Origin of the sequence: Achromobacter spanius (assembly GCF_002812705.1) — a bacterium.
Lineage (GTDB): Bacteria > Pseudomonadota > Gammaproteobacteria > Burkholderiales > Burkholderiaceae_B > Achromobacter > Achromobacter spanius.
Map to the genome: position 1 here is coordinate 1,812,481 of NZ_CP025030.1, position 17,444 is coordinate 1,829,924.

The 17,444-nt window shown below is 56.8% G+C and carries 16 protein-coding genes and 1 pseudogene; 6 read left to right on the forward strand and 11 right to left on the reverse strand.

The window, feature by feature from the left end; genetic code table 11:
* Nucleotides 1-32: 32 nt before the first annotated feature.
* The 4 genes and pseudogenes from CVS48_RS08275 to CVS48_RS08290 form a co-directional block, all read left to right on the forward strand.
* A complete protein-coding gene (locus tag CVS48_RS08275) occupies nucleotides 33-1,061 on the forward strand; it encodes a glycosyltransferase family 2 protein (RefSeq protein WP_100854020.1) in 1,029 nt (342 codons plus the stop codon).
* On the forward strand, nucleotides 1,052-2,497 hold the full coding sequence (locus CVS48_RS08280; RefSeq protein ID WP_100854021.1) for an ArnT family glycosyltransferase: 1,446 nt from the start codon (nucleotides 1,052-1,054) through the stop codon (nucleotides 2,495-2,497). The genes CVS48_RS08275 and CVS48_RS08280 overlap by 10 nt, the downstream gene beginning before the upstream one ends.
* 83 nt (nucleotides 2,498-2,580) lie before the next feature.
* Complete coding sequence (locus tag CVS48_RS08285) at nucleotides 2,581-3,714, forward strand: glycosyltransferase family 4 protein (protein ID WP_100854022.1); 1,134 nt, start codon at nucleotides 2,581-2,583, stop codon at nucleotides 3,712-3,714.
* A 371-nt stretch (nucleotides 3,715-4,085) separates the two neighbouring features.
* Nucleotides 4,086-4,346: pseudogene (locus CVS48_RS08290) on the forward strand (ATP-binding protein); the annotation flags it as partial.
* A 968-nt stretch (nucleotides 4,347-5,314) separates the two neighbouring features.
* Here CVS48_RS08290 and CVS48_RS08295 read toward each other — a convergent pair.
* The 8 genes from CVS48_RS08295 to CVS48_RS08330 all read right to left on the reverse strand — a co-directional run bounded on the left by CVS48_RS08295 (nucleotide 5,315) and on the right by CVS48_RS08330 (nucleotide 12,333).
* Nucleotides 5,315-7,591 (reverse strand): SNF2-related protein, encoded by a 2,277-nt coding sequence (locus tag CVS48_RS08295; protein WP_100854024.1) that lies wholly within the window; start codon nucleotides 7,589-7,591, stop codon nucleotides 5,315-5,317.
* Between the two features lie 72 nt (nucleotides 7,592-7,663).
* Complete coding sequence (locus tag CVS48_RS08300; protein ID WP_100854025.1) at nucleotides 7,664-8,278, reverse strand: hypothetical protein; 615 nt, start codon at nucleotides 8,276-8,278, stop codon at nucleotides 7,664-7,666.
* Nucleotides 8,279-8,323: 45 nt separating this feature from the next.
* The gene (locus CVS48_RS08305) at nucleotides 8,324-8,755 is read right to left on the reverse strand and encodes a patatin (protein ID WP_100854026.1); all 432 of its coding nucleotides are present in this window, start codon (nucleotides 8,753-8,755) and stop codon (nucleotides 8,324-8,326) included.
* Nucleotides 8,756-9,016: 261 nt separating this feature from the next.
* Nucleotides 9,017-10,120, reverse strand: a complete 1,104-nt coding sequence (locus CVS48_RS08310) for a DUF6094 domain-containing protein (RefSeq protein ID WP_100854027.1) — start codon at nucleotides 10,118-10,120, stop codon at nucleotides 9,017-9,019.
* Between the two features lie 69 nt (nucleotides 10,121-10,189).
* Nucleotides 10,190-10,810, reverse strand: coding sequence for a DUF3275 family protein (locus CVS48_RS08315; protein WP_100854028.1), 621 nt, complete (start codon nucleotides 10,808-10,810; stop codon nucleotides 10,190-10,192).
* Nucleotides 10,811-10,962: 152 nt separating this feature from the next.
* Nucleotides 10,963-11,226, reverse strand: a complete 264-nt coding sequence (locus tag CVS48_RS08320) for a hypothetical protein (protein ID WP_223264752.1) — start codon at nucleotides 11,224-11,226, stop codon at nucleotides 10,963-10,965.
* Between the two features lie 66 nt (nucleotides 11,227-11,292).
* On the reverse strand, nucleotides 11,293-11,634 hold the full coding sequence (locus CVS48_RS08325; RefSeq protein WP_100854029.1) for a hypothetical protein: 342 nt from the start codon (nucleotides 11,632-11,634) through the stop codon (nucleotides 11,293-11,295).
* A 90-nt stretch (nucleotides 11,635-11,724) separates the two neighbouring features.
* Nucleotides 11,725-12,333, reverse strand: coding sequence for an outer membrane lipoprotein (locus tag CVS48_RS08330; protein WP_100854030.1), 609 nt, complete (start codon nucleotides 12,331-12,333; stop codon nucleotides 11,725-11,727).
* Nucleotides 12,334-13,255: 922 nt separating this feature from the next.
* Between CVS48_RS08330 and CVS48_RS08340 the strand changes: the two genes are divergently transcribed.
* Nucleotides 13,256-13,531 (forward strand): hypothetical protein, encoded by a 276-nt coding sequence (locus CVS48_RS08340; RefSeq protein WP_100854032.1) that lies wholly within the window; start codon nucleotides 13,256-13,258, stop codon nucleotides 13,529-13,531.
* A gap of 249 nt (nucleotides 13,532-13,780) precedes the next feature.
* Nucleotides 13,781-14,242, forward strand: a complete 462-nt coding sequence (locus tag CVS48_RS08345; protein ID WP_100854033.1) for a DUF3577 domain-containing protein — start codon at nucleotides 13,781-13,783, stop codon at nucleotides 14,240-14,242.
* Nucleotides 14,243-14,722: 480 nt separating this feature from the next.
* Here CVS48_RS08345 and pilM read toward each other — a convergent pair whose 3' ends face one another.
* The 3 genes from pilM to CVS48_RS08360 are packed head-to-tail and all read right to left on the reverse strand — an operon-like array spanning nucleotide 14,723 to nucleotide 17,441.
* The gene (pilM, locus tag CVS48_RS08350) at nucleotides 14,723-15,175 is read right to left on the reverse strand and encodes a type IV pilus biogenesis protein PilM (protein WP_088588769.1); all 453 of its coding nucleotides are present in this window, start codon (nucleotides 15,173-15,175) and stop codon (nucleotides 14,723-14,725) included.
* A 41-nt stretch (nucleotides 15,176-15,216) separates the two neighbouring features.
* Complete coding sequence (pilV, locus tag CVS48_RS08355) at nucleotides 15,217-16,458, reverse strand: shufflon system plasmid conjugative transfer pilus tip adhesin PilV (protein ID WP_100854034.1); 1,242 nt, start codon at nucleotides 16,456-16,458, stop codon at nucleotides 15,217-15,219.
* Nucleotides 16,455-17,441: an ATPase, T2SS/T4P/T4SS family gene (locus CVS48_RS08360; RefSeq protein WP_223264754.1), complete on the reverse strand. Its 987-nt coding sequence runs from the start codon at nucleotides 17,439-17,441 to the stop codon at nucleotides 16,455-16,457. The genes pilV and CVS48_RS08360 overlap by 4 nt, the downstream gene beginning before the upstream one ends.
* Between the last annotated feature and the right edge of the window lie 3 nt (nucleotides 17,442-17,444).

Below are 17,444 nucleotides of genomic sequence, written 5' to 3' on the forward strand. Positions count from 1 at the left end.
TTGGCAGCCGTCTACATTTTTGGTCCTATTCCATGGCCACGATCCCGTCGAATCCTGCTACGGCAGTTGTTGGAACGGAGGACGACGTCCAGATCTCCGTTGTCGTCCCGTTCTTGAACGAGCAGGAAGTCTTGCCGATCTGTCATGCAAGGCTCGAGCCAATCCTGAGAAAGCTTGCGCTGCCTTATGAGATTGTATTTGTTGACGACGGAAGCACCGATGAAAGCGTACCCCTACTTACGGCGTTAATGCGTCGAAACCCCAGGGTTCGCGTGGTGCGGCTAAGCCGGAACTTCGGGAAAGAGGCGGCCATGAGCGCCGGTCTCGCGCACACTCGGGGCGCGGCGGTGATCATGTTGGACGCTGACTTGCAGGACCCCCCAGAGTTGATCCCAGAGATGGTCCAGGCGTGGCAAGAAGGGGTCGATGTGGTTTCGATGCGCAGGCGAAAGCGTGAGGGAGAAGGGATAGCAAAGCGGCTTTCCGCATTCGCCTTCTATCGGATTCTCAGCCGCCTAAGTCGGTCCCGCATCCCCGCAGACACTGGGGACTTTCGGCTAATGAGCCGTCGAACGGTGAATGCGCTACTTCAATTGCCAGAGCGATGCCGCTATATGAAGGGCATGTACGCCTGGATTGGTTTCCCGACCAAGGTTATAGATTATGACCGCGCTAATCGGGCTGCGGGAAAAACCAAGTGGAACTACTTCGCTTTGTTTGGGCTCGCGCTTGAGGGCATCACCTCCTTCTCCACGGCCCCATTGCGATGGGCAACCGGTGTTGGCGCAATCGTAGCGTTAGCGGGCGGCTCGTTCGGCCTTTGGATAATTTTCAAGACTATTGTTTTCGGTCATGACGTGCCGGGCTACCCGTCTCTAACAGCGATGATTACGCTCCTAAGCGGAATTCAGCTTTTAACAATCGGTCTGCTGGGCGAGTATGTAGGCAAGGGTTATATGGAGACGAAACAACGCCCGATATACATAGTACGGGACGTGCTGGATCAGAATGCCGGAACTCCTTTTAGCCCAGCGAAGGTTAAGACCGAAAAATGCAGTTGAAGGATAAGTGGTTCTTCGGGGGCCTGGCGGGGATTGTGCTTGCGCGCCTCTATTCAATGGCGGTTATGCCGTTGGTTGACACGTCGGAACCGAGATATGCAGAGATAGCACGTCTAATGGCCGAGTCTGGCGACTGGATAACTCCCTGGTTTGAACCCGGGGTTCCATTCTGGGGGAAGCCTCCCCTGTCGTTCTGGAGTCAAGCGCTCGGAATACTAATGCTCGGGGGATCGGAATTTGCAGTTCGATTCCCCTCCTTTGTCGCTATGGCTGCACTGGCGGCATTGCTGTATCGCGCGGCTGACATCCTGGCCGGTCGTGCTTCCGCGCGCTTGGCGACGCTAGTTCTGGCTTCTATGCTTCTTCCGCTTGCCGCAGCTGGCGCGGTTTTGACGGATTCGTTCTTTGCGCTAGGGGTCTCCTATTCAATGTTGGCGTTCCTGGTTGCGCCGACAAGGTCGACGCTGTTCTGGCGCTACGGCTTCTTTGTAGGCTTGGCTATTGGGCTGCTTTCCAAAGGGCCTCTCACATTCGTCCTTATTGGTATCGCTATTGTTCCATGGATCGCGGTCCATCGACAGCGTTTGCTCTATGTGACGGCCCTCCCTTGGTTCAAGGGAATGCTGGTAACTCTTGCTCTGACCGTGCCATGGTACGTCTACGCAGAGGCGAAGACCCCTGGCTTCCTGCAGTACTTTTTGGTGGGTGAGCACTTTCTAAGGTTTTTAGACGCCGGCTGGAAGGGCGATTTGTATGGCACCGCTCATGAAAGACCGCTTGGCAGCATCTGGGCCGAGTGGTTATTGGCGTCTTTCCCGTGGGGATGGGTTGGAGTTCTCCTCGCGGGCTGGCTGATTGCTCGGCCATCACGCCGAGAAAGAGCTCTTCAGGTTTGGAGATTGCCGCTCGTCGGCTATCTGGCTATGTGGACTCTGGCCTCCCCTGTCTTCTTCACTTTCTCCGGAAACATACTATGGACGTATGTGCTGCCAGGCTTGCCCGCGTTCGCTTTGCTGTTCTCAATTTATGCGAAAGAAATTTTTCTTGTGGGCCAAACACCGACTCTGAAGCGTGCATTGATAGGTGTCGGGGCTCTAGTGCCGGCCGCAGCGATCATTCTCGGTCTTGTTTCCTTGACCGCTCCGACCAGGTTTAAGACTGAGAAGCAACTTGTAGCTGCAGCAACTGCGCAGATGACTGCCGGCCAGAAACTCTACTTTGTGCATAGTCGTCCATTCTCGGCGCGCTTCTATTCAGGCGGAAAGGCAGAACTCATTGATTTGGTCGGGTTGAATAAGCTTGTTTTCGAGCAATGCGAGTCTGCATTTGTGGCAATTCCAAAGGGGATGGAAGCGTCCATCAACGGGGGCTTGCGGTCCAGGCTCGCGGCAATCTATAAAAGTCGTCGGTACTCGCTCTACAAGGTAGAGCACTGAGTCCGTGCTGTGCGTAGGGGATCCCAACTGCTGTCAACTCTGTTAACCGGCGTCAATATTATTTCACGTAAGCACCTCGACCAATGATTCCGCGCCTGAAGATCCTGCACGTAAGTTTGAATCCCGGCTTTGGTGGCAGGGAGCTGCGAATTTTGAATGAAATGCTGGCTATGCGTGAGCGTGGACACCAACTGCAAATCGTTTGCCCCACAAGATCCGAGTTAGGGCATCAAGCGAAAATTAGGGGCTTCACTACGCATGATATTGAGACGGGCGGGGTGCTTAATTCAGTTTCAGCACCGTTGAAAATCGGAGCGTTGCTTCGCTCTGGCGCATTTGACGTTGTGAACACTCATTCTGTCAGGGACCAGCTGCGAACTCGACTTTTTGCTCCGTTTGCAAGAACGCGTCTAGTCGTAAGAACTCATCACCGAGAGTGCCGGCAGCGGCTGCCACAAGTCTACGAGGGCGCAAGCGAATATGTCATCACGGTTAGCGAATACCTGAGGCGGCAGTATCTTGACAGAGGCATTTCGGCGCGTCGCGTACGGACAGTGCCTACCGGCTTAGATGTCCGCAGTGCAAGTGAGAACGCTTGTGCTGGCCGTAGGCTTGGCGTTTGTGAAAGTGCCATCGTCGTGGGTAGTGTGGCCGATCATCCGGATGTCCAGAGTCTCTACCATCTCGTCGACGCCCTTGTTCCGCTGATGGAGGCAAATAAATTGGTACATCTGGTTCTGGTCGGATTTGACGAACATTTGCGAACCCAGTTGAACGTGCGCGCTCTGAACGCTGGCTTGGAAAACAGATTTCATTTCTCGGATCGTCCCCCGCATGTTGCTCAGCGGCTCTTTGCGTTTGACATATACGCGACTACACCAGAGGGCAGGGTGCCGGGCTCTACATTTGTTGAGGCTTCCGCATCCGGGATTCCGGTGGTCGCAACTGCAGTCGGGTGCATACCGGAGGTCATCGAGAATGGCGTTTCGGGATATGTTGTAAAACCTGCGGACAGGCTAATTCTCCGTTCAGTACTTGGAAAATTGATTGCGGACAGCGCTCTACGCAAGTGTCTTGCAAACGCTGCTCGCCAAAACTTTCAGAGCTTGGGGAGATTTGCCCCAGCCAGAATGGCTGAAGAGTTGGAAGGCGCGTATCTGGAATGGTTGCACACGCAGGAGAAAGAGGTCGGCGCATGCCGCTGGTATCGCGTTTGAATTCTTGCATCGGTAATTCCTCCGTAAAAGCGCGACCATTAGCAGATCGAAGATCTGGACCCTGTCGGCCGACCGAACTGGCATTGTGGTTCGCTGTATGCGCTGCGTAAGCTGTCCTGGACGACGAACTGATAGACAAGTATCCACGCGCAGCGCGACTTCAGGACCCTTCAGAGCTGAGCGCTATATTCGCCGTCATCGACGTAGCGAAGCCTGCCCCGCCGTGGACGGGTATTTGCTTTCCCTGCGCCGGCGGTGGTTTGTTGAGATGCGCGTACTAGGGAACGTCGGCCCCCGGGCAAGGATCTCGAGGATGGACCGTTGAAAGCCACAGAGCTTGGCGGTGGGGTTTGCATTCCCGGCGAATATGGGTGGCGTTCGACAGCGTGCAGCGCATAGGCGAACATTTTTTCCGCTTCGGCAGCGCGTTCATCGAGCGCTATGTAGACAACGCGCGGCACGTGGAAAAGCAGATCTTCGGCGACGGCGCGGGCCGCGTGTTGATGCTTGGCGAACGCGATTGCTCGGTGCAGCGGCGGAATCAGAAAGTGATCGGAGAAACGCCAGCGCCGATGCTGCCGGCGGCAACGCGCGCGGCGCTGCTGGCCGCCGCCGTGCAGCTGGGCGAATCGAGCTGAATTTTTATGGCCTTCACTACAGCCTTGACGCTTGAATTCCAAACGGGGGACATGTGAACAGGCTGGCGGTCGTATTTGACTACGCAGAACAATGACGCTGGCACTCAACCCATGCGGCAAACCATTCTGGATTGCCTTCAATCTTGGCGGCAGGAACGCAAGGCATTGTGGGACGTCCCGTAGTCAAGATTGCGACAAGTCGTGATGGAACTCATGACATCTCTCTGCTGATACAAAACTAGAACGGTTCGCGTTCTTCAAGAGAGCGCTGTCATGGCAGCAAACGCGGATTTCTGAAAAAGGGTTTATCGCCGACTTCCGGAGCAGGCCGCTCGGCTCTGGAGAAAGAAGTAGTAGCCCCGCGAAATTCACACGACCTACCTGCCGAATCGGCAATTCCAACCCGAGCTAACCGCCGTTTCGTCCTCGCGAAGCAAAACAAAAACGGCGGCTTTAGCCCGTGCTATGCATCGATGCTCGGACCGCCACACTACCCGCAAGTGATCGACGGCTTCGATGGTGTGCTGCAATCGCAACGGTTGTTTCCATTTGGACAGGACTTAGATGTTGAATAGGTCCTGCCGCCATCGTAGCAGGTGCAGGTGTAAGTTGTGGAAAGTGTGCCGTCCGCAGCCGTGAATTTCTGCGTTAGGCCCACCCCGGAACCTGGCGATGCAGGAGCAACCTCTCGGCTATGCCACCATGGCCCAAATCAACCTTTACTGAGCTCATATAACACCTCCCCTGTGGTCGGAGTCCAAAGCTTACTCTCAAGCCTGTGGCGCACAACGAAAAAATGAGAAGCAGACGAAATAATCGCTCCTTAGATCGGTTGGCCGCATGTAGCTTCGGGCCATGTGTGTGCGAAAGCCCCGGTATAAAAAACCTACGCGATCCGCAATTGGGTGCACAAAAAAAAAGGCCACCCGGTTGGGTGGCCTGTCCTGCAAAGAGAATTGAAGTCAGCTTACCAACTGCTTCGCAAGAGCGACTTCAATGCTGTCGCCTCCCTGGTTGAGAATGTCGAGACCGGAATCAGGCATGTCGCCAGACGTGGACTGCGATACTGCAATCTTCAGTGCCATGAGTTGAAGGCAGCGCATTTGTGCCGACCCCTGATAGCCAAGAAAATCAACGTCAACGTCGCGCGTTTGCCCGATCCGCCAACTACGCCTTGCAGCTTGCTGCAGCGTGTAGACGTTGTAGCCAGTCTGCATAAACAAGATGGTCGGGAACTCCAGCATATCCAGACCAGTCTTCACCAGCTCGGGATTGCAAACAAGCGCATCAATGCCGCGATCCACCTGCTCCATCACCCAGTCCTCCCGCTTTTCGGCGGACACGCTGGAACGAAGCACGGCACTGCGCAAGCCAGCCTGGTCAAGCAAAGCCTTTAGCCTGGCCGAAGTGTCGCGCGTGCCGGTATACGTGGTGTAGACCAGCGTGCGCCGACCATGCGCGGCCTCCCGCTTTACACGTTCCACTAGCGCGCCTTCTTTGGGCGTCATCTCCTGGTTTCCGTATAGAGCCGGCAAGTTCACCAGCACCGACTTGGTATGCGGGTGCCGCACAGTCTCCGGCCGAAAACAACATTCCGGCCATGCCAGAAGGGCGTTTAGAACAACCCCCATGAGAGACTTGTCGCCGGCGCGAAGCGCGCGACGAAGTTCCTCAACCAAAGTACGCTCAAGGTACTGATAGGCAGACTCCATGTCCGGTGACATAGCGACCTCCACCATGCTCTCGCGATAAGGTGGAAGGACATCTTGCCCCAGTTGCGACAGTTTCAAGAACGCCGTGTAGGGGACCACATATCGCATGATTCCCTTCGGACCAAAACCCGGTCCTTTCACGGTCGAAACTGTCTTCTTGTCCCCCTTCGCCGTCCGATGGGATCCGGAATTGGATTCCTTATGGATGTCGATCAGGACGCCGTGCTCGCGCATGAAGGCCATTGTGGCCGAGGCCATTGAGCCCTTGGAATTGAAGTTGAACCCGTCCTCAATCATCATCCGCGGATGCAGGCGATAAAGAAGGTGGTAGAGATCGTCGGCATAGCCACCCATCAACGTACCAGTCAGTGCGAGTGCCTTTGAGCACTTGCGTGCCAACACCCCCATTGCCTGGCCTTGAGCTGAGCCTTCGTTCTTGTACTCATGGCCTTCGTCTGCGATAAGCAACCCGAAGTACCCCTGGGGCAGATAGCGTTTGATGAACTCAGTGGGCTGAAACCCCCCTTGTCCAAAAGATACCTCCGTATAGGCAAGTGCCCGTTCCATGCGTTTAGCCTGGCGGTCCGAGAACACCAAGTCACCTTCTTCATCCATCAGATTGATGAACTCGTAGACGTTGTCCTGCAGCATGTCACCAAGCATGTCCTCGCCAAAGCGAGTCAGGAGATTGTCCGCAGTGCGGGGACCCACCGTTGGCATTTGAACGAGCGCCTTCTTGACCATATCGCGATAGGTCGTCGGGGTTGCGCGCTTTGGGATCAAGGTCCAAAGCCGCTCGCCACAATTGCACGCTCCACGACGTTCGTTTAAGGCCGAAGTCGCGAGCGCAGGGGTAAGCGGCACGCCATCTTCATTGCACACAAACTGACCGCAGCGCGGGCAGCAAGCGGCGCTTCTGCAAACCCGTCCCAATTCGGAATCGAACAGTACCGGCCGTGTTGCAAACGCAGGACGCCAATCGAACCCCATACGCATCCGGACACGCCCCAAGATGAAGAACTGAGGCGAAGTCGGCCGGTCGCGCATTGTCCGCAATTGAAGGAGCTTTCGAAGGGTGTCCGGACCGTTGAGGATCCAAACTTGCGCACCGGGCACAGTTGCCCGGATTTCCCGTCGCCATTTGTAAACCAAATGAGGCGGTGCGAGCACGAGCGTTCTAGGGAGACCAGCGTGATGGAGAAGTGTGGCTACGAGAATGCCCATAAGGGTCTTTCCCGTCCCCATCTCCGCATTGATAATTCCAGCAGGCGAATGCTGGGTCAACAAGGTGGTGATCGCGTGAACGACACGACGCTGTGCAGGAAAAGGTGTCCTCAACAAGGAGTCGATGATGACATCCCAGTCGGCACGCTCAAGGTCATCAAAGATGGGAGGATTTTGTTTGCGTACAGCTTGCAGCAGGCCAGACCCGAATTTGCTAATAAAGTCCGATAGCGGAATCCGACGAGTTTGATCCGGTTCAGCCTCGTTCAAGGCGGCGGCTTCTTCATGGAAGGTTGCATTCATTGTGGTGCTCCAAAAAAGAGAGACACCAAGCCCGGCCGGGATGGTGTCCCGGAAGGGTAGGGAAAGCGGTATTTACGCCTCGACGGCGAGCTTCAATTGGCCGTTGCGGACGTATGACGAAATGCGCGCTGAGAAGTCGATAGGTATGCGCACAAAGTTCGGGTGAATTCTCCCGGCCGGCCGGCACATCTCGTCAGTAAGATCGACGAGCAGCTCTGTGCTCAGCTCGCCCAAGATAAATTCACGCCAGTGGTCCATTAGAGGCACTTCGGAGACCTGTTTAACCAGGTTCCATACGCGATCATCCGCCGCGTCGGCCTCCGATGTGTGGACGCAGTCTTGTAGAACCCAACCACTGCGCGTTGCCCGTGATGGCTTCAATAGGGATGGGTCATAGATCCAGCAGTGTAGAAGTCCGCCAAAAAGGGTCTGTTTCGGCAGTCTGCCAGTGTGCTTATCCAACCTTTTGACGTCGCCGATCGAAATGACGGTTTCCACTGAAGATGAAGCCGTAACCAGTGTCAATTGCCGTAGCCCGCCCTCCTGTGTACCGAGCTGCAGCGATGCGAAAAGTTGTTGTACGGAACCATCTCGGCCGTAGAAGGAAAGGAAGGCGAGATCGCCATTGGGAAACCGGACGCAAGCGTCCACGAACAAGTCTTGCAGTTCGCGAATGCGGAAAATCATAGAAGCGCTCCTGTAAACATAAGCCGGTCGCGCCGGCCAGAAGAACTAGACCGCTGTAAGGTGCGGCAGCAGGTCGCGGATGTGTTGAATGGATCGAGCGGAAAGGCGTACCTCGAACAACCGATCAAGGTCTACGATTTGCTCCTCCAGCGACGGGGCTGCGTCGCACACAATGCGGCAGAAGTCCAAGAGGCTTCGCGCACGAGTTTGTAGTTCCAGCTCGTGGACGGTGGCGTCAGGAAGCGGAAACGGCGCGCCGTCCAACTGCTCAACGTACCGTTCCATAGCTTCGCCATCGTCGTGGAAGTCGTCGTGGAGGAGCTTGTGGGAACTGCGTGTCTCCCATAGAGAACCGGAGTTGAACGCCGATTCCGCCAATTGGAGGGCAGTACCAACGTTCGATGCTTCCACGCCGATCTTGATGCTATGTATATGAGGAATTTCGAAAGTGACGATGAATTTGGAAAGCGTTGTCATTGGGCGAATCCAAGCGACAGCGGGAGCCCCCTGCGGGGTTACCCGCAGGGGTTAGAAGGACACTCCAGGTCAGAGAGACCACGGTCAGGGCGTAAACCCATGGAGCCAAACCGAAAGGATGCCGGTTACGCCGGCGGCGGCCCGAGAACGTCGGGCTACGTAAAACGCTGTCATAAGCGCACCGAATATGCGTTTATGGCAGCACCCTCGCCAAGGCGAGGGGCTGGACAGACGTGGCGCTTGCCACAGTCATCAAGTCATTCAACGGATATTGACGAGCTGGCCCAAATCCGGACCCGGTGTGAAGTTGATTCCAACGATCGTGGGAACGAACTTGTCGCGCATCACTATCGTGGTTCGCACATCGCCGTTACTGGCCTCCTCAAGCTGCACCTCTTGGTCCTTGACCTTGATGGTGTCGCCGCGGATCAATAGCTTTGTGCCGTCGTCTCCTTCAACAACACCGCTTATCTGGCCGGCCGCCAGCGCGAGCGCCAAATGCCAGTCAGAGAGGTTGCATAGAGGTCGCCTGTGTGCGACTTGGCCAGTATTGAAGATACGGCCAAACTGCGGCCACAAGGTCGCAGTTTCAACACGTTGAAGCTCGTCGTGCAGCTGCTCTGGGTCGATCTTCGTGGAGAAAAAAGCAAGCTCGCCAGCAACGTTTGGGATCAGGTAGGGCGCAGTTCTCCATTCCTTGGGAAGCTCTGGCGGCAGCTCGCCCTGACCAATCGTGCTGAGCCGCTTAACCACTTCCGGATCTGGTGCCTCAGAACGCCTTTTGACTCCTAGCACGACAAGCTGGCGAAATTCCTGCTCTGGCGCAAGGAAGGCTTGTATGCCCTCGAAGTTACGGGAGATCATCGTCGCGAACTGCTTGTCCATGACGTAGTGCGGGACTATCAAGACCAGCACACCGCCAAACGCTAGCGCCGGAACGGAGGCCTGATAGAAGACTTTCTCTAGGCGGTCATAATGCCTATCACCGGTGTGGCCCTTGTCGGCCACCACGGCGCCGTAGGGAGGATTCAGAAACAGAAGTCCCATCGATCGAGCAGATACGAATGCGTCGTGTATATCCGCGTGCAGTGCGGTGCGCAAAAGATTCTTCGCGTGCCAGGCACGACCCTTGTCGAATTCGACGCCATACGTCTCCGTAGTTGGCGACCCATGAAGCGTGTCTACAGTCGACGCAATCCAGTGAAGTGCTGCGCCTTCACCGCAGCAGGGGTCATATAGTCTGGCGCCGGCATCGGGCTCCAAAAGTTCAAGTGCTGATGAAACCCGCGTAAGTGTTTCTTCGTCCGTTGGGAAATAGCCGTTTCGAACGAAGTTCTGAGCTAGCCTGGGGAAGATAAGTGCCATAGTGAGCTACTAGGAAGAGTTGATAGGGCAGGCCGGCAGATGCCGGCCCAGGATGTAGGGCAAAAGTTCCTACTTGGAATGCCACATTTGAGAGGCCGCACGGAAGCTGTAGTCGAGCCGCTTACCGAGCCAGTCCCGCTGAGACCGAAATAGCGCGCGGTCGACAGAAGGATCAAGCTTCACTGGCTGACGGGCTCTGATTAGCTCGCTGAGCTCTGCGCCGAAGATTTCCTGCAGCTCGCTGTCTTCAATATCGCCAATCGAGGCCACGGGCTCGTCGGGTGCGATCGCTTCAATAGTGGCCGGCGCTGGCAGAGATACAGACACCGGCGCAGGCATGGTGTCTGCTTCTGATTGAGCCGTGACAGGCGGGGACGTACGTTCCTCGTCGGCTGGATCAGGCTCGCTAGCTTGAGTCGGCATTTCGGCGTTGTCTGGTTCATCGCTTTCAAGCATGACTTCGGCCAGCGCAGCCCGTATCTCAATCGTGATCTTTCCGTACCACGTGTAGGAGTGCGGATAGATTTTTGAGATCAAGAATTCACCTGGATAGGTGCCGGATTGGAACTGCTCCAGGATCTTGTCTTTGATCTTGAACTCACCGATCGCTGTTTGCAGCTCGCCGACGTTGAAGTCGCCATTGCCGCCTCGAATCGTCTTGACCTCCAGCGTGCCGGAAATCTTAATCATGGTGTTGCTCCAGAAATAAAAGCGGCCCCCGGAGGGGCCAAGATGAAAGTGAGGGGCTGCGGGCTAAAAGCCCGCACGGGGGATTGAAAACTATGCGTCAGGATCTAAGAGGTTCGAAGGTCCTGGTGCGGCTGGGTGAATTGCTGTTCACTTTACGAAGAAGCTGGATGATCAAGATGTCGTTCAAGCTTCGCCCTAATTTCCTTTGCTACGCCCCGCCATGAATGCGCGTGAAACAGCGGATTCTCGGGCCACTCTTCGAGCGCTTCGTCGCTGAGCTGTGACACGGTTGTTGCGTGCTTGAGCAAGGCGTCGACGACGAACATCTGGGCAAGCGGTCCGAAAGAGGAATACTCCATCAGGTCCGCGACGCATTCGACATTCGTCATTCGTTCGCTGGGGGAAGGGTGGGTCATAACAAGGCCTTCAAGAATATGAGGCCCCCGATCGGGAAGCCCCGATGGGTGAGAGAACGACAAGCCCTACTTAGAGCTTTCAGTGAAGGAGCCGTCCGCCTGGTGCGTGCCGACACGGTTTCCGACGTTGTTGAGACTGTCGTGCAACGTCTCGATGAACATGCTTTCCGGCACGACTATCCCAAAGTTATTGAGGACGGTGCGGTAATAATCGAGATTTTTGCCGAAGGCATTCGATTCGAGAAGATTAGAGTAGAGATAGAAATCCGCCTCATCTGCCTGGGTGGCATCAAGAAGCTCGACCGGCCTGAGAATGACCATGAAAAAGTAGCTCAATTGGCGGTCCCAACCGAGATTCACGGTAATGGGGTGATCTTTGTGAACGGTGTCAAAGTAATGGTTGCTCATTGCAGACCTCGAAAGAGAACCCTATCGCCCCACGGGCGTGGGCCCGGATTGGGAAGAGGCAGGGCGCCGAGTGGACGCCGCTGCCTGGGTTTAAATCGGGACGACGCGTGTCGCGCCGGCACCGCTCAGAACATTTACCCGTTGACCGGGCTTTAACGGAACGTCCGCCTCTTGCGCGACCGCCTGCATCTGGCCGCTATCGAGCCTCACTACGACTTCGATACCTGCGGCTTGAGATGCCTTGCGCTCGACGGAATTACCTGCAATTCCGCCAATCAAAGCGCCCAGGGCCGCTGCGACATAGGACCCCTTATGGTTTCCAATGAAGCTGCCTGCCAAGCTACCGAGTGTGGAGCCCGCAGCCATGCCTGCACCAGAGTTGTAGCTGGCCTGTATGGTGATAGGTCGTGCCGAAAGGACCGTCCCCGATTGGACCTGCTGCACCTGCTGGGCTTGCTGGTAGCTGTACACGCCACCTGATGCGCTTTGGTTCGCACATCCGGCGAGTAGGCCGGCCACCACTACCGTAGTAACGACGGCCGTGCGGCGTGTTTTTTTCGAGCTGATCACTATGCTGTCCACGCGAGCGCGGGCAGCAACAGTGAGCCTTGAGCCGAGCGCAAATGCGCCCCAGATAAGCGAGCCAACGCAAATGCCAAAAGCGATGGAAAGGGCTGCAACGCTGAGGGTTGAACTCATGTCGGTTCTCCAAAATGAAAATGGGGAACCGCCGCCCCAGTCGGGGAGGAAAGTTCCCCGACGGGCTGAAAAAGACACTCCTGGTCGCTAGACCTGCGGTCACCGAATGGTGGAGCCAAACCGCGCACTGCAAAGGATGTCAGATGAGCTCTGACGGGCGTACTGGGCGGAATCCTACACACAACATGCACGGTTTGGCAAGAGCGCTACAGAGCTTTTTAGCTCCCGCGGAGCGTTCTATCATGTGCCCGTTGTGCTGCGCGGTGGCCCGCAATCTGGGCGCAACATAGGATAGAAATTGAACCTCGAACTGTCATCCCCGAAACGCATGAAGCAAAAGGCTTCAGCGGCAGTCTTCCTTGTCGCAGCTATCGGTATATCTGGTTGCGCTGGGAAAGTCCAAGGTCTCCAAGTAGCGCCCGATGGCTTAGACTTTGACTACACGGTAGACACTGGCGCGGCGCTTGGGGTTGTACGTGCGTTCGGGGATCAGGGCAAGACAGTTGTGGTGCTTGATAGGCCGTTGCCAGCCGATATCCGGTCGGTACCCATCTATCTGCAAGGAGGCGTACAGGGGTCGGCAGATGTGCAGGGGAACTACATTATTCTGGCGGGAAAGCCCGATCGGTTTACCGTGCTGCTGCCAGCAGGGAAGGTCGACATCGTCCGATCTACTGCGCCTGCACAGCCGCCGCGGGAATCCGGTGGCGAGTTAGAGGATAGCCCTCAAGCGGAGGCAGCAACGCATCCGGACGATGGGGAGGAAATCGAATCCAACCTCGACTGGGGCGCGGTCGATGGCCAGCGTGCCGGTGCCGCTACATATCACGGGGGGCAGGTGCCCGCGAGGCCAGCCGGCCCTAGCGATGGACGGCAAGGCCCCCTACCCACAAGCATTGAATAACTTGAAAAGGAATTTGCGATGAACATTCTCTCTCCCTGGATCAATAAACTGGCAGTGGGTTCGAAAGCAATGCACGCGCGCCTTGGTGACGTGACAGTGCTTGCCGTGTGCGGTGAGGAGCGGGAAGATCGAGAGGTTGAGTCAGTGTTCCTGGACGCGGACGGCAACACGCTAATGGTTATCGAAGTTGTATCCGCAGCAGAGCTGAGCGAGATAGACCCTTGCCGGGACCTGGCGCCCCGTCGCACTGCGACCGCGACGATATTGCCATTCAAGGCCGCAAGTCCACAGTAAAGGACTCGTGGGGGTCTGGAATTTCCCCACTGCGGTGCGCAAATCTCGTTGATTTCTCGGCCTCGCAAACGTAAGATATCGGCTAGAAAGCGCTCCGACTGCTTATGTCGGAATCTTTTGTAGCAAAGCGGTTTGGCTCCACCATTCGGTGACCGCAGGTCTAGCGACCAGGAGTGTCTTTTTCAGCCCATCGGGGAACTTTCCTCCCCGACTGGGGCGGCGGTTCCCCTTTTCTTTAGGAGATCCGTCATGGCTCAAGCAAACACCCCCAAGTACTTCGACGCCCACCTTCGTGGCCTCGGCTATGTCCGTCGCGTCCGCGAAGTTAAGCCCAAGAAAGGCGCGCCATTCCTGTCGTGCAGTATCAGCATCTTTCACGGTGAAGCGCAGGAAGGCAATGCGGATTCACTCACCTGGCTGAATTGCGACGTCAAGATTGTCGGCAAAGAGGCCATCAAGGTCATGACCGAAAAGCTTCAAGAAGCTGCGAACGACTCCAGCCGAAAGGTCTTGGCGTCCGTGACCATCGGCGATCCGTACATCGATACCTATAAGATCACGACCGGCACTCGTGCAGGTCAAACAGGAGTAGTCCTTAAGGGCCGCTTGCTGAAGATCCACATGGCGAAAGTCGATGGCGTGTTGGTCTATCAGTACGTTGAACCCGAAGCTTCGGCTGAAGGTGTTCGAACTGGCACGGACGGCAACTAAGTCCAAGCCAAACCCCAAAACTCCACTTACGTGGAGTTTTCTTCAATGGACGCCGCCAGCGCCTATTGAAGAGAACTTCGCAGGTTGTTCAGTGCGCGCCGCACTCAAAATGGCGCATCCCGAGTATCTGGTTAGGCTGCTGAACAGGCCAGATGAAAAAAGCAGTGTCCTTCACCCTCATTCGATTCGGCGAATTGGCGTTCCTCGATCGAGACTGAGCTACCCGTCGCGGCCCTGAACCGGCCGCGGCTTTCTCTACGATTCTCCGCTCTGCTAAGGCAGGGCACTTATAGCCCGAGTAGGCTTGCCAGAGGCGATCACGTCGCTTCTGGCAAGCCTACAATTGAGCTTACTCGGGCGCCAACCCCCACCCTACATCCCAGGCCTGCAGCGGCCCATAACGTCTGCAACCTTAGCGCAAGAGCGCATCAACCCCCGCACGGCACTGCCTGGCGGGGGTTTTTTGTTGGAGACGTGCGGTCAGAGGACGTACACCACCGCACCTTCCGGGATAGCACCAGGCAGCACAGCTACTGCCGCCCCTGCCGATGGCGAGTAGAGGTGGCCGCTTCGGGCTATGCCCACCAGGTAGGGCAGCCCCGTCTCCTCTTCTGGGAACATCAGATACAGGTCGGGCTGGGCATCGCCGGGAACGAAGAAGACATATGCCCTGCCGGCGTCGATGTGATTGGCAGTCCCGGCCTGCGGCTTGAACCAGGTCGGTAGATCAAGCGAGCTGTTGGGCGCAGGCCCGGAAAAGGCGGGGTTTACACGGGAAAACTGCGCGACTGCATTCGCATAGATCCGCAAGCTTCCGCCCGCGGAGCTCGCCTCCTGGTGAAGCAGCACATCGACCATGGTTTGGTCGGAACTTGACGCCCAAGCCGCTAAGAGCGTCAGCAGGGCGAATAGGGGAAGCATAAGCAGGCCCATAGAGTCGGCGTCCTGTTAGAAAGCTAGCGCGACAGAGGCGATCATGAAATACCGCAGCATGTGTATCCCTGCCCGACGTTGCCGGCATACAGGCTCTTGCCCATGACCGTATAGAAATTTTGATTGCTGCCGGAGCTCGTCACGCTCGTGACGATCATGCCGGCCGGGCACCATGAATTATCTGCAGGGAGGTTGTCGCTTGCACGGCCGGCGAAGTAATACTCGCAACGCAGCTGCCCACCGCCGGACTTGCGCCAAACGCCTGACTGGCACGCCAAGGGCTCTCCGATTCCTGTGCGGGCCACTAGACCATTTGCTTCGCAAGCCCAACCCTCGCTGGCAACACCGCCGACGTATAGATACTCGTAGGCGTTGAGCCGGCCATGCGAAAAGGTTTGTCCCATTGAACGCACGGCGCCGCCTCGAATCTCGCCATTGGTGACCACATGGTTGTCGTGCAAGACGCGAAGCCAACCGTCATTGCCGGCGGTGTACCAGCCCGTGCTGCTTGCACCGTCGCTGCTCTGGACGATAAGGGCTCCCTTGGTGCTGACATTGCCGGAGGCCTCGACCGTCTGTGTTCGAACAGTGCGGACGTTGTTGAGATCGTTGCCGTTTACGTCGATGCTTGTGTTCATCCGGTTGACCTCCGGCCGGCCGGCGACGGCATTCCGGTAGAGATAGTCGGTTACCTGTCCGGCACTGTTGAAGAACAACGCGGTGGCCAAGTTTCCGCCCGGCAATGAAAGCCCAAAGCTGGCGACCGGCACCTGCCAACTGCCCATCGACCCCTGAGCGATCGCGGGCTGCCTTGTGAGTACGAAGCCGCCGCCTTCCAGCATGGCGGCAGTTCGGCGCAGGTCCGTCTCTGGCACATCCGCCCCGCCTCCGCTAACGAGCAGCGCTTCAAGGATGGCCTGTCCGCCTTGAGTGGCCCGACGAACGGCGAGCGTGTAAGCCTGGCCATAGGGGTTGAGAAGAGGCACGGCTGCGGGCAAGTTTCCGGCGTTCCGTATTGTGTCCAGCGAGACAGTCACGGGGCCGCCCGCGGTAGAGGCCAGAAGCGCAGCGTAGTTGTTCTTGACATACGCGGCGGCGGCATTACCGACTTGCTTTTGATGGAAAGCAGCCTGCCGGCTTGTAATCGTTGCGACGTAATCGGCTTGATACCAGTTCCACAGTCCCATGACCGCTGCGAACAGAAGGGTCACGAGCAAGGCCTCAAGCACCGTGAAGCCAGCTTGCTTGCGTCTGGTCGCGCATACTCGATAGTGTCGTTTCATGTTCGATTCCCAAATATCGCTGCCGCCTTCTGGGCCGCAATTTCCGTGTTCAGCCCGGCGAAATCGCCTTTCCGGATCTTCGCGCGTATTGCGGTGTCTTCTTTGCCATCCAACACCAGCCAGTTGATCTGTAGGCGCTTCGCAATACCCGTAGCTGTCTTTACGGTTTCAAGTTGTTGATGGATCACTGCAGCGATGTTGTCGGCCAGCATTGCATTGAAGGATTCGACAGAAGCGCCGGATCCGGCGCATAGCGACTGCAGCTTGGTGAACGTTAGCTCGGGGCTGTCGGCGTGGAGCGTTGTCAGCACAGGCCATCCATTGCCGCTCACGCGGACGACCTCAATGGCTGATGGCGGGTCGCGTGTCTCGCCCAAGTAGAAGATGTTGGCGCGAGATCGAAGGCCCCGCATTAGCTGTTCCTGATAGCCACCGTGCTCGCGCGCTACCTCGATCTGGATGGCACGTCCCTTTCCGTGAATTCCGTTCAGCGCCGTCTCTGGCGGGTCGGCTAGAGCAATGCCAAGGCCACCGTGCCGTTCCAGGCGATCAATAAAGATGGCGTCGGCCGTGGAAGTTTTGCCGTGCCGCATGCCCCCCGACACCACAACTAGGCCGCTCAGTTTTGGCCGAGTTAGGTGATTGAATAGCCGCTCTGCCATGCCGAGCGACTTCAAGGGCCTTGTCTTTACGTCTGCCCTGGCGAGGATGAAGATGTCTTGAGAATCGACGTCAAAGAGCTGCGTCACTCGGAATTTCTCTTCACCCAAGGTGGCGGTAAATTCGGATTTTGTCAGCGTGCGAAGCGCCTGCCTGCATTGCTGTCGCAGCAAGTTGACGTCGGCCTGCAGATGGCCCGGCACCTTATCGGTGAGGGACTGGCTACCCTCCAGCTCACGAAGCTCCGCGTAATCAGGGCCGATGATCATGTCGACGAATCGCAGGTCAAGCAGGCTTGTAGCCTGCTCCAAGGTAACGGGCATCGT